The 12,659-nt window shown below is 66.2% G+C and carries 10 protein-coding genes; 3 read left to right on the top strand and 7 right to left on the bottom strand.

What is annotated here, in order from left to right; all coding sequences use genetic code 11:
• Positions 1 to 3: 3 nt before the first annotated feature.
• Complete coding sequence (locus AC4EEV_RS03125) at positions 4 to 1,170, top strand: cysteine desulfurase family protein (protein ID WP_491330122.1); 1,167 nt, start codon at positions 4 to 6, stop codon at positions 1,168 to 1,170.
• 18 nt (positions 1,171 to 1,188) lie between these two features.
• Here AC4EEV_RS03125 and AC4EEV_RS03120 read toward each other — a convergent pair whose 3' ends face one another.
• Complete coding sequence (locus AC4EEV_RS03120) at positions 1,189 to 1,677, bottom strand: GtrA family protein (RefSeq protein WP_018760071.1); 489 nt, start codon at positions 1,675 to 1,677, stop codon at positions 1,189 to 1,191.
• Between the two features lie 100 nt (positions 1,678 to 1,777).
• Positions 1,778 to 2,440, bottom strand: a complete 663-nt coding sequence (locus AC4EEV_RS03115; RefSeq protein WP_491330121.1) for a DUF1684 domain-containing protein — start codon at positions 2,438 to 2,440, stop codon at positions 1,778 to 1,780.
• Positions 2,441 to 2,587: 147 nt separating this feature from the next.
• Between AC4EEV_RS03115 and AC4EEV_RS03110 the strand changes: the two genes are divergently transcribed.
• Both AC4EEV_RS03110 and AC4EEV_RS03105 read left to right on the top strand, forming a co-directional pair.
• A complete protein-coding gene (locus AC4EEV_RS03110; protein WP_491330120.1) occupies positions 2,588 to 3,394 on the top strand; it encodes a hypothetical protein in 807 nt (268 codons plus the stop codon).
• Between the two features lie 71 nt (positions 3,395 to 3,465).
• Positions 3,466 to 4,272 carry a transglutaminase-like domain-containing protein gene (locus AC4EEV_RS03105; RefSeq protein WP_491330119.1) on the top strand — a complete coding sequence of 269 codons (807 nt, stop codon included), beginning with the start codon at positions 3,466 to 3,468 and terminating at the stop codon, positions 4,270 to 4,272.
• A 28-nt stretch (positions 4,273 to 4,300) separates the two neighbouring features.
• On the opposite strand, the gene AC4EEV_RS03100 is transcribed toward AC4EEV_RS03105, so the two are convergent.
• The 5 genes from AC4EEV_RS03100 to AC4EEV_RS03080 form a co-directional block, all read right to left on the bottom strand.
• Positions 4,301 to 4,768, bottom strand: a complete 468-nt coding sequence (locus tag AC4EEV_RS03100) for a MarR family winged helix-turn-helix transcriptional regulator (protein WP_491330118.1) — start codon at positions 4,766 to 4,768, stop codon at positions 4,301 to 4,303.
• Complete coding sequence (locus AC4EEV_RS03095) at positions 4,768 to 5,877, bottom strand: LLM class flavin-dependent oxidoreductase (protein WP_285319898.1); 1,110 nt, start codon at positions 5,875 to 5,877, stop codon at positions 4,768 to 4,770. The genes AC4EEV_RS03100 and AC4EEV_RS03095 overlap by 1 nt, the downstream gene beginning before the upstream one ends.
• Positions 5,878 to 6,064: 187 nt before the next feature.
• On the bottom strand, positions 6,065 to 9,298 hold the full coding sequence (locus AC4EEV_RS03090; RefSeq protein WP_491330117.1) for an efflux RND transporter permease subunit: 3,234 nt from the start codon (positions 9,296 to 9,298) through the stop codon (positions 6,065 to 6,067).
• Positions 9,299 to 9,364: 66 nt separating this feature from the next.
• Positions 9,365 to 10,867, bottom strand: coding sequence for a malate:quinone oxidoreductase (locus AC4EEV_RS03085; RefSeq protein ID WP_018760064.1), 1,503 nt, complete (start codon positions 10,865 to 10,867; stop codon positions 9,365 to 9,367).
• A 79-nt stretch (positions 10,868 to 10,946) separates the two neighbouring features.
• On the bottom strand, positions 10,947 to 12,614 hold the full coding sequence (locus tag AC4EEV_RS03080; protein WP_240617732.1) for an ABC transporter substrate-binding protein: 1,668 nt from the start codon (positions 12,612 to 12,614) through the stop codon (positions 10,947 to 10,949).
• Between the last annotated feature and the right edge of the window lie 45 nt (positions 12,615 to 12,659).

Genomic DNA, 12,659 nt, shown 5'->3' with positions numbered 1-12,659 from the left:
CCCGTGATCTTCCTTGATGCCGCCGCCACCACGCCCGTCCGCCGCGAGGTGCTGGACGCCATGTGGCCGTACCTCACCGGCGGGTTTGGGAACCCCTCCAGCCACCACACGCTCGGCGAGGCTGCGGCGGCGGCACTGGCCGGGGCACGGTCCGCCGCGGCCGCCGTCCTGGGCTGCCGTCCGGGGGAAGTGGTCTTCACCTCCGGCGGGACGGAAGCGGACAACCTTGCCGTCAAAGGAATCGCGCTCGCCCGGCAGGCCGCAAACCCGCGACTGGACCGGGTGGTGATCAGCGCCGTCGAGCACCCCGCCGTGGAAGAATCCGCCCGTTACCTTGAGCGGTTCCACGGGTTTACGGTGGACGTGGTGCCGGTGGACACGTCCGGCCGGGTCAGCCCGGATGCCCTCGCCGCGCTGCTCGGACTGCGAACAGCCCTGGTCAGCGTCATGTACGCCAACAACGAGGTCGGTACCGTGCAGCCCATCAAGGCCTTGGCGGAACTGGCCCGCAGCCAGGGCATCCCGTTCCACACCGATGCCGTCCAGGCAGCCGGCTGGCTGCCGCTGGACACCAAGGCCCTGGGTGTGGACGCAATGAGCATCTCGGGGCACAAGCTGGGTGCTCCCAAAGGGTGCGGGATGCTCTACGTCCGCAGCCGCACCAGGCTCGAACCGGTGGTCCACGGCGGGGGCCAAGAGCGCGGACGCCGTTCAGGCACGGAGAACGTGGCCGGTGCGGTGGGCCTGGCCACAGCGCTCGCCCTGGCCCAAGCGGGACAACAAAAGCAACGGGAGAGGGTGGCTGCCCTGCGCGACCGGTTCATCGCAGCGGTGCTGGACGCCGTGCCGGACGCCGTCCTCACCGGCCATCCCGCCGAACGGCTGCCGTCGGTGGCATCATTCTGCTTCCCGGGCACCAGCGGCGAATCCGTCCTCCTGGAGCTGGAACGCCGCGGCGTGGTGTGCTCCAGCGGTTCGGCCTGCGCCGCCGGCTCCGATGCTCCCTCGCCGGTCCTCACTGCCCTGGGACTCTCCGCAGAGCTTGCCCAGACCGCCGTCCGCTTCAGTTTCGACGCATCGGTAACCCCGCAGGAACTGGACCAGGCCGCCGCAGCCGTCAGGGGCGCCGTCGCCTGTGTCAAAAACCTCGGCGCGGGCCAGGGACGCTAGCGGATTCGTGCCATCGGGTCAGCGGTGCCGTGCGCGGCGGAAGATCCAGTGCCGCAGCATGCTGAACCGGACGGCGGTGGCCAGGAAGCCGGACAGGGTGGTTGCCACCAGTTCGTCCCCCACGGTGGCGTCCGGGTTGAACCAGTGCAGCACGCCCAGGCTGCTGCCCGTGATTACCAGTGCCACGACGATCACCACCAGGCCGTTGAGGTGGTCGCGGGTGCGCCGCTGTCCACCGGCAATCTTGAACGTCAGCCGCCGGTTCAAGGCCGTGTTCAACAGCGACGTGAGGACCAGGGCCACCGCATTGGCCAACTGCGCGCCCAGCCACGGACGCAGCAGAGCGTACAGCCCAAGTGAGGCGGCGGTGCAGATGATGCCGACCCCTGTGAAGCGGAGCAGTTGCCGGATGACCGGGAAGCGCAGGACTCCGCGGTAGTGCCTGGTGGCGGGAAGACGGCGGGTTGGCGTCTCCTGGACGGCGGGTGCGGATGTACCGTCCCTCACGCGGTCCCACCGGGGGCGCTGTTGGCGCCGGGTTCCGGGGACCGCGGGCTGTCCAGCGGGAACAGGGCATGCCGCATGTACGTGGGGGAGCAAACCATGGTCAGTACAGCTCTCCTACGGGAATTTCCACTGCCAGCCGGTTGGACGGCCCGGGCAGCGGGCAGGCCCAGGCCTCGTTGTAGGCGCAGGAGGGGTTATAGGCGAAGTTGAAGTCGATAACGAACATGGCGTCCGGGCCGGTGCCCTGCACACCATGGAACGCGCCCTTGATGGTGTCCAGCAGGTAGCGGCCGGCCCCGTACGTTCCACCGGGCTGGCCGGCAGTCGCATCCCGGAACGGGACGAAGATGCCGCCGCCGTAGCCGTGGATCTTCCAGACCCCAAGCTGGCCCATCTCGGGCAGGTCGAACGTGCCCAGGCGCACGAAATTGACCACGCCGTCGGTTCCGGTGTCCACGCTCATCTGCCGGCCGGCGCCTTCCTTGGTCAGCGGAACGTGGAACCGGTAGATCGGATCGTAGTCCGCTGTCTTCAGCCCGGAGAAGCGTGCCTTGTCCGCTGCCGTGAGCGCGGACGCAGGGTGGGTGGCAAACATGAGGTCGCGTTGGTGGCGCCAGTACGAGTGCGCCTCGGCCGGGTCCTCCGCAGAGATTCTGCGGACGTTGTCGTAGAGGGCAAAGGTCCTCAGCCGCCAGTCGGCGATGTCGAGGGCGGACATTTCCGCAGGATTCTCTTCGGCTGTGCCGTGCTGCTCTTCCGCCATAGCCTCCAGCCTAGTCCCCGGCCAAGGCAGGTAACGTCCGACGGCGACACGCAGGCCGGGTGCCCGGGTGGTGGAACCGGTCGGTGGCCCGGAAACACCTGCCGCGCCAGCCACGGAAGGCGGCACGGCACGGTTAGGCTGGCTGCCATGACAGGCAAGGCACCATTGACCGTTCTTTCCCGGATGTCCCTGCTGGCAGCCGCGCTCCTGCTGGCGGGCTGCTCGGGACCCCAGGCCGGCAGTGGACCGGGCTGGACGGCGCAGCCGGACGCCTCGGGAACCACCGGATCAGCGGCGGCAACGGCATCGCCGGGCGCGTCAGGCAGCGCCTCCGCTCCTTCGTCCGCCACCCCCTCCGAACCCCAGGGCGCCGCCACGGCGTCCTCCTGGAAGACCTTCTCGGACCCGGCGAAGACCGTGAGCTTCGACCTGCCGCAGGACTGGATCGCCCAGTCGGTGGCGCCGGAGGAAGGCGTGCTCCCCGGCGGCCTGAAAATCGAGGTCAAGAAGCCCGACGGGACGTATGTCGCCGCACTGCGGACGGGACTGCCGCCGTCTTCCGGCGCTTGCCCGGACAACGCCAGGCACCCCTACACGGTGATCAGCAGCGTGCCCTTCGACCTCGCCGTCCAGGGCGGGGAAGGAACCATCCCGCCCCGGATGGTCTACCGGGTGATCCAGGGCTACCGCTACTTTGGCTCCTACGGCATCACCAACCTGGTGGGCGGAAGCGACGGGCAGGCGTGCGAGCTGCGCAACGTGGTGCGCGGACCGGCTGGGAAAGGCGACTACTCGTTTGGCGACGTGGTGTCGTTGAAGGCCTTCGCGCCGGACGAGAAAGTGGCCCCGGCGATGCCGTTCGACACCCTCGCCCAGGCCGCCCAGTATGTCAATGACAGTTCCGACTTCGCCAACGTACAGCGGATGCTAATGTCGCTGAAGGTCAAAAACTAGTCCCGCTGCCCGCACTCACCCGGTGTCGGGGACCGCGACTTGCCGTCCACCCCCAACACCCCCGGAGAGACATGGAACGCTCTGTTTCCGCACGCCTGGCCTTCAGGACCACCGCCCATACCAAAGTGGCCATGGCCATTGCCGCGGCGAGGAACAGCGGCTATTCGTCCTTTGCGGAATCCTTGTCCGTCACGGCCGGCGGTGCGGACGTGCCGCTCACGGAGGTGTCCGACCACCACGGCGGCCGGTTCCACTACATGGAGTTCGACGAACCCACCGAGGTTGCTGTGGAATATGCCGCCACGGTGTCCGGACGCGCCGTTCCCGAAGAAGCGGAGCTGGCCGACCGGATCCGTTACGTCCGCCCCAGCCGCTACGCGGAATCCGACCGGCTGCTGCCCACCGCCTACGCCGAATTCGGCGGGATCCATGGGGCCGCCCTGCTGCATGCGGTCCGGAACTGGGTCAACGGCGAGCTGCGCTACATCAGCGGTTCCTCCCGGGGCACGGACGGGGCAGTGGAGACCCTGCTGAGCCGCCGCGGCGTGTGCCGGGACTTCGCGCACCTGGCCATCGCCCTGCTCCGTTCCAAGGACATCCCCGCCCGCCTTGCGGCGGTCTACGCCCCAGGCCTCAGCCCCATGGATTTCCATGCGGTGGCGGAAGCCTACGTGGAGGGTGCCTGGCATGTCATCGACCCCACGGGGCTTGCCCCGCGGGAATCAATGCTCCGGATCACCGCGGGCCGGGACTCGTCGGACACGGCGTTCCTGTCCACCGTGGGCGGCAGCCTGACCCTGACCCAGCTGCGCATCACGGCCGTGGTCAACGGCGAGCTGCCGGTTGAAGACCCGACCCGGCTGGTGGCGCTGGGCTGACGCCGGACCCGGCTGCCCGGCGTCGGGATTACCGGGGATGGGTACCCAAGGAGGCCCGCAGCTTGTCGGTGAGCCGCCTGAGTTCCTTTTGCTCTGCCGCCGTCAGCGCGGGAGCCACCAGTGCCGAGATGTCGCGGACGTGCTCGCGGCCGATCTCCTTCTGCAGCTCCCGCCCTTCGTCCGTGAGCTTGAGCAGCACTCCGCGGCCGTCCTCGGGCGCCGGCATCCGTGCCACCAGGCCGCGCTTCTCGAGCCGCTCCACCAGCCTGCTGAGGCTGGACTGGCTCAACAGGACGTTGTCGTTGAGCTCGTTGAGCCGCAGCCAGCCGGAGGGACAGCGGGAGAGCGTGAACAGCACGTCATATTCGTTCAGTGCCAGTTTCCGGAACGCCGGCCCGGACTGGAGCTTGCGCATCACCGCAACCTGCGCCCGGAACAGTGACTCCCAGGTTTCGGCCGCCAGCCGGACCGGCGAGTCGGATCCTTGCCCGGCCATCATGCCTCCGAGGTGGCTTTTTCGGCGTCCTGGGCGGCCAGCAGCGCGGCGACCCGCCCGGCATGGGTGGGCGGCTCGGGAACATGTGCGGGCTTGCGTGCTGCATATTCCTTACGCAGCGTAGGCAGGACCTCCTCGCCGAACAGGTCCAGCTGCTCCAGCACGGTCTTCAGCGGCAAGCCGGCGTGGTCGATCAGGAACAGCTGGCGCTGGTAGTCGCCGAAGTACTCGCGGAAGGTCAGGGTCTTCTCGATGACTTCCTGCGGGCTGCCCACGGTCAGCGGAGTCTGCGAGGTGAAGTCCTCCAGCGAAGGTCCGTGGCCATACACTGGAGCGTTGTCGAAGTATGGGCGGAACTCCTTTACGGCGTCCTGGGAGTTCTTCCGCATGAAGAACTGGCCGCCCAGGCCAACGATCGCCTGGTCTGCCGTGCCGTGGCCGTAGTGCTCGTAACGCTCGCGGTAGAGGCCGATCAGCTGCTGGTAGTGCTCCTTGGGCCAGAAGATGTTGTTGGCGAAGAAACCGTCACCGAAGTAGGCGGCCACCTCTGCGATCTGCGGCGTCCGGATGGAGCCGTGCCACACGAAGGGCGCCACACCGTCCAGCGGCCGGGGCGTGGACGTGAAGTTCTGCAAAGGGGTACGGAACTTGCCGGACCAGTTCACGGTGTCCTCGTCCCAGAGTTTACGCAGGAGGCTGTAGTTCTCGATGGCCAGCTCCACGCCGTCCTGGATGTTCTTGCCGAACCAGGGATAGACGGGGGCGGTGTTGCCCCGGCCCAGGACGAGGTCCACGCGTCCATCGGACAGGTGCTGGAGCATGGCGAAGTCTTCGGCGATTTTTACGGGATCGTTCGTGGTGATCAGCGTGGTGGCCGTCGAGAGGATGATGCGGTTGGTCTGCGCTGCGATGTAGGCCAGCGTTGTGGTGGGTGAGGAGGAGAAGAAGGGTCGGTTGTGGTGCTCGCCCAGGGCGTAGACATCCATGCCGATCTCCTCGACCTTCTTGGCGATGGCCACCGAGGCCTTGATGCGTTCTTGCTCGGTGGGGGTGCGGCCCGTTGTGGGGTCCGTGGTGATGTCGCTGACGCTGAAAACACCGATCTGCATGATGTGCCCTTCCGTTGCTGGACTTTCCGGCTTGGTTTAAGTGTAAACCAATTTAGATGCATTTGCATCTATCGCCTCCTGTAACGCCCCGACGCGGAGAATATTCCCGCGTGCGTTCGCAGGCGGGCATTCAAAAGCTGATGCCCGCACCGCTGGGCGGTACGGGCATCAGGAAGGGACGCTGTTGCTACTCGGCGCCCCCGGGGGCGGCGCGGCGGCCGCTGAGTTTGGGCATCTGCCCGGTGGTCCAGTCCTTGAACCCGGCATCGACGTCGGACCCCGGGCCGCGTTCAGGCCGGGCCTGAAGATCCTTCAGCAACGCCTTCTTTTCGCGGCGACCCTCCACCAGCCGGTACAGCACGGGGACCAGGATGAGGGTCAGTGCAGTGGAGGACACCAGGCCGCCGATGACCACAACGGCAAGCGGCTGCGAGATGAAACCGCCCCCGCCCGTGAGGCCCAGGGCCATGGGAGTCAGGGCAAAGACTGTGGCGAGTGCCGTCATCAGGATGGGGCGCAGGCGCTGCCGGGCACCGTTGGTAATGGCATCCGCCACGTTCATGCCCGGCCGGCCGTCACGCGGCTGGCGGTACTGGTTGATCAGGTCGATCAGCACAATGGCATTGGTCACCACGATGCCCACCAGCATGAGCATGCCGATCAGCGACGGCAGGCCCAGCGGAACTCCCGTGACCAGCAGCAGGGCCACGGCACCGGTGGCCGCGAAGGGAACCGATACCAGCAGGATCAGCGGCTGGATGAGGGATTTGAACGTGGCCACCATGATCACATACACGATGGCAATGGCAGCCAGCAGGGCCAGGCCCAACTGCCGGAAGGAGTCCGCCTGCTGGGTGGTGGCCCCGCCGATCGTCGCGGTGACGCCGGCAGGCAGCTGGACGTCCGCCAGGCGCTTTTGGACCTCGGTGTTCACGGCACCCAGGTTGGAGCCCGACGGCGTGATGGACACCTTGGCGGTGCGCTCACCGTTGCTGGCGGTGATGGAGACGGGGACGTCCACCTGCTCCACGGAGGCAATGCTTCCCAGCGTTACCGGCTTGCCGCCAGCCGGCAGCGGGATGTTGCGGACGGCGTCAATGCTGGTGAATTTTGTGCCCTGGCCGATCCGCACCGGGAAATCATTGGTGTCGATGCGGACCGTCCCCGCGGGAATGGGGCTGATGGTGGAAGCCAGGACCCCGGCAACCTGTTGCTCGTTCAGTCCTGCGGCCACCGCCTTTGCCCTGTCCACCTTCACCTGCACCACGGGGTTGCTGGCCGCCAGGTTGCTGGCCACCTCGCTGGTGCCGGGAACGCCGGACATGGCGGCAACCATGGTGTCGCTGGCGGACTGCAGGTCGGCGCTGGTGGCGGCCTTCAGCGTGATGTCCACGGTGGACGAGGTACCGAAGCCGCCCTGCTGGGTGCCAACGGAGATCTTGCCGGAATCAGGCACCTTGGCCAGCTCGGTCCGGACGGTGTCCTGGAGCCGTTCCTGGTTGGCCTTCTCGTCAGTGACCACGGTGAAAGTGGAGTTCGAGGACCCGGTGGAGGTCAGTGCGGCGAACCCGGCCTGCGCATTGCCCGACGTCACCTGGACGTCTTTGATGCCGTCGATGCCGCGCAGGACCTCCTCGAGCCGGATGGCGGCGGCGCTGGTGTCCGCGAGGCTGGTTCCGGCAGGCAGCACCTGGCGCACGGTCAGGCTGTTCTGTCCCGAGTTCCCCAGCAGGTTGGTAGCCAGCAGTGGCGTCATGGCGCCCGTGGCGACGAGCACCAGGACGGCGGCCACCAGGGTGATGACCGGGTGTTTCTGGGTGGACCGGAGGATGGGCAGGTAGCCGCGCTGCAGGCGGCTGCGCTGCTCGGCGTCGTGCGCCTTGGCTCGGGCTTCCGCGGCAATCCGGCGGGCCTCGGCGGAACCGGCCGGTGCTCCGTCCGGGGCGCCCTTGGGGTTTTTGAGGAACCAGTAGGCGAGCACCGGAACGATGGTCAGGGACACCAGCAGCGACGCCAGCAGCGCCATGGTGACGGTCAGGGCAAACGGCCGGAACAGTTCGCCGGCCAGATCGCCGACGAAGGCAATCGGCAGGAACACGGCCACCGTCGTCAGCGTGGAGGCTGTGATGGCACCGGCCACCTCCCTGATGGCGGTGAGGATCGCCGTCGACTTTTCTTCGCCGTAGCTGAGGTGCCTCTTGATGTTCTCGATGACCACGATCGAGTCGTCCACCACGCGTCCGATCGCGATGGTGAGTGCGCCGAGGGTCAGGATGTTCAGCGAATAGCCCGTGCCCGAAAGACCGATGAACGTGATGAGCAGCGACAGCGGGATGGAGACGGCGGTGACCAGCGTGGAACGCGCCGACATCAGGAACAGCAGGATGACCGCGACCGCGAATCCCAGCCCCAGCAGGCCTTCCGTGGTGAGGTCCTTGATGGACTTTTCGATGAACGGTGCCTGGTCAAAGACAGGTGTGAACTTTGCGTTCGAGCCCAGCTCCGCCTGGAGATCCTGCAGGGAGTCCCGCACCGCATGGGAAATCCCCACCGTGTCACCCTCGGGTTTCTTGGTGACGGAAACAGCCAGGGTCTCGGCCCCATTGGTGCGGGTGATGGAAGTGCGTTCGTCGTCCTTGAGCGAGACGTCGGCCACCGAGCCGACGGTCGCTGCGTTCTTCGCCCCGGCCAGCGGAAGGGCCTTGATGGCGTCAAGGGAATCCACCGGGCTGCCGATCTGCAGGGAGAGGGTCTTTCCCTGGTCCTCGAGGGTTCCGGCCGGGACCAGGGCTCCGTTGTTGGAAAGGGCGTCCTTTATCGCGGTCACGCCCACGCCCGCGGCGGCGAGGGCATCGGTGCGTGGCAGGATCTCGATGTGCTGGGACGCGCCACCGGTCACGTCGGCGCTGCGGACGCCGTCGATCTTCTGCAGCCGGGGCACGGTCAGGCGCTGCAGGTCAGCGTTCAGGTCACTCAGGGACTTGTCCGAGGACACCGCGAGGAACACGATGGGGAAATCGCTGATGCTCCCGGCGATGGCCTGCGGCTGGACATCGCTGGGAAGCGTCCGTTTGGCGTTGGAGATCGCCCGGTCGATCTGGTTCCGGGCCCGGTCAAGGTTGGAACCATAGGTGAACACCAAGGTGATCTGCGAGACGCCGGTGCGTGACGTGGAGGAGGTGGATTCCAGCCCCTCCACGCCGTTCAGTGCCTTCTCCAGCGGGCCGCTGACCTGCTTGTCCACGACCTCGGGCGACGCGCCCGGCATGGAGCTGAGCACGGTGATCTGCGGGAACTCAATGGACGGGATGAGCTCCTGCTTCAACGAGGACATGGTGATCACGCCGAAGACCGAAGCAAAGACAGTGATCAGCGCGATCAGGGCCCTGTTGGCAAGGGAAAGGTGCGCCAGCCGGAACATGGATGCTCTCCTGGGGGTTTAGTGACTGGTACATGCCCTGGGTGCCAGCCGCTGGCCCCGGCAGGGTCAATGGCTGGCGGAAACGCTCTCCAGCTGGAGGGACTTGGCCGTGGCCCGTTCCAGCTCCGCGGCCAGGTCCGGATTTTCATCCAGCTTGACCCCGTAACCGGGCATCATGTCCTTGAGCTTGGACTGCCAGCCCTTGAAATTCCGGGGGAACGTCTTCTGCAGCAGTTCAATCATGATGGGGACAGCGGTCGAAGCCCCGGGCGACGCGCCCAGGAGCGCGCCGATGGAGCCGTCGCGGCCGGCGATCACTTCGGTTCCGAACTGAAGGATGCCGCCCTTTTGCGGATCTTTCTTGATGATCTGCACACGCTGGCCGGCGGTGATAAGTTCCCAGTCGCCGCCCTTTGCCTCGGGGTAGTACTCGCGCAGGGCCTCGACCTTCTGGTCGTGCCGCTTTGCAACCTCCTTGATGAGGTACGCGGTGAGGTCCATGTTGTCCTTGGCCACGGCGAGCATCGGGATGATGTTGCCCGGGCGGATGGACAGCGGCAGGTCCAGGTAGGAGCCGTTCTTGAGGAAGTTCGTGGAGAAGCCGGCGTAGGGTCCGAACAGGAGCGAGCGCTTGCCGTTGACGTAGCGGGTATCCAAGTGCGGTACGGACATGGGCGGGGCGCCAACCGAGGCCTGGCCATAGACCTTTGCGCTGTGCTGGGCGGCGATGGTCTCGTCCGTGCAGCGGAAGAACTGCCCGGAGACGGGGAAGCCGCCGTAACCCTTGCTTTCGGGGATGCCCGAGGCCTGGAGGAGGTGCAGCGCGCCGCCGCCGGCGCCGACGAAGACGAACTTGGCGTGGATCTTGCCGTGCTCTCCGGAACGCGGGTGCTTCAGCGTCAGGTCCCAGCCGCCGTCGGACGCCCGGGAGATGCCGGTGACGTCATGGCCATAGTTGATTTCGACGCCGTTGTTCCCCAGGTAGCCGGTGAGCTCACGGGTCAGCGCGCCGAAGTCGACGTCAGTTCCTTCAGCTGCCCGGGTAGCCGCGACACGCTGCTTGGGGTCGCGGCCCTTGACGATCAGTGGCGCCCACTTGGCAATCTGTGCGTGGTCCTCGGAGTACTCCATGGACCGGAAAAGGGTGTGCGGCTTCAGGGCCTCGTAGCGCGTCTTCAGGAACCGGGTGTGGTCCTCGCCAATCACAAAGCTCATGTGCGGGACGGTGTTGATGAAACCCTTGGGGGAGCCAATCAGGTTGTTGTCCACCAAGTGGGACCAGAACTGGCGGGAAAGCTGGAACTGTTCATTGATGAGCAGCGCCTTGTTGGGGCTTACCGAGCCGTCCTTGGCTGCGGGGGAGTAGTTCAGTTCGCAGAGGGCCGCATGGCCCGTCCCCGCGTTGTTCCAGGGATCTGAGCTCTCGAGCCCCGGCTGGTCCAGCCGTTCGAACAGCGAGATGGTCCAGTCCGGCTCCAGCTGCTTGAGGAATGCCCCCAGCGTCGCGCTCATGATGCCGCCGCCTATCAGGACAACGTCGGCATGTGGGGTCTTGGAAATGAAAGTCACGATCAGTCTCCGATTGCAGCGGCTCTGGCTGTCACAGAATATCCCCGGGCAGCCGACATACTGAAATTGGACCGGCCCGTCAAGGCTTTAGTTGGACCTTCGTAAAAACTTCATTTAAGACCGGGGACGCCGGGTAGCTCAGGACCCGGTCCGAAAGGGCAAGGGCGGAGATGGGAAAGGCGATGGGAACGGCCGGCACCGTCGCCGCAATCTGGGTGTTGATGGTGTGATACAAGTCATCGCGCTCCTTGCCGTCCGGCAGGCCGCGGGCCCTGTTGATTTTCGAGAACACCTGCGGATCCTGGTACCCGAATTCGCCGTTCTTCTCGCCGAACAGCGGGCCGACAAAGTTGTCGGCATCCGAGTACGAGCCGTTCCAGCCGAGGATGTGCAGGGCATGGTCGCCGGGGGACTGGACTTTCTGGAGATAGCCATCGGCCCAGTCCACCGGGACGGGCCGGATGTTGAAGCCGACGGCGGTGAGCTGGCGGCTGAGCTCGGCGTAGACCTTTTCGGGGGTCGGGAGGTAGGGCCGGGTGACGTTCAGGGGGTAGTAGAACTTGAGTTCCTCGCCGGCGTAGCCGGCGTCCTTGAGGTAGCTCTTGGCCTTTTCCGGGTCATGGCCCAGTGCCGGGGCATCGTTGTTGAATCCGCTGATCTTGGGCGGGACGAACTGCGTCGCTTTGGCGGTGTTGTCGATGAAGAACTTCCGGATCAGCGTTTCCTTGTCGATCGCAAGCTCCACCGCCTGCCGGATCTTTTGGTTTTGCAGCACCGGGATGTCCTGGTTCATGCCCACGTACATCACGGAGAACGGGTCGCGCTGGACGATCTGCTTGCCTCGCTTGACCAGCTGGTCGAAGTTCCCCACGGTCACGGCGTCGTAGCCGTCGATCTTGCCGTCCAGGAGGGCCTGGAGGCGGGTTTGCGGGTAGTTGTAGGCGAGGAAGTTGATGGTGGCGATCTGCCCGCGGTCGCCCCAGTAGGTCTTGTTGCTGGACAGGGTCACGTTGTCGCTGCCCCAGGCAGCGAGTGTGAAGGGGCCGGTGCCGACCGGGTTGGTGGCGAAAACGGACAAGGCCTGGCCGCCACGGTTTTGGTCCAGCACGTCGGCTTTGCCGGCAGCGAGGGCGGCGGGGGAGGCCATCGCAAAGGCGGGCAATGTCAATGCCTGCAGGAACGCCGTGAAGCGCTGCGTGAGGTCGATCTGCACTGTGTCCGCGGCCACGGCGGTGCAACTCTTGAAGATTGAGAGGCTGGCTTCGTCCGAGTGGGCCTTGAAGACCCCCTTGAAGGAACTGCCCGGTGCCTGCTTCCGCAGTTCGGCGGAGAAGGCGAACCAGCGGTTGAAGTTGGTGCAGACGGCGTCGGCATTAAACGGGGTCCCGTCCTGGAAGGTAACGCCGGTACGAAGCTTGAAGGTGTAGGTGCGGCCCTCGTTGGATTCGTTCCATTCGGTGGCCAGCAGGGGCGTGGGCTTTCCCGTGGTCTGGTCAACTCCCACGAGGCCTTCCATGATTTGCCGCGTGATGCGCTGGGACTCGACGTCGTTGGACAATGCCGGGTCAAGGCCCAGTGGCTGGGCGGCGGTTCCGAAGCTGAAGGTGGCTGCCGGTTCCGCGGGCGTGGAGTTGTCCTGGCCGGGCGTGGGAGAGGGAACCGGTGTGCCTGTGCATGATGTCACGCCCAGCGCCATGAGGACGGCGCCGGCCTTGAGGGCAGTCCGCCGCGATGTACTGCTGGGCACTCGTTTATCACCTCTGGATCCTGCCGGCTCCGCCGGTTGCGGGCC

Source organism: Pseudarthrobacter sp. MOO14 (assembly GCF_058267675.1).
Note: the sequence above shows the minus strand (reverse complement) of the source record. Positions and strands in the feature narration are given on the sequence as shown.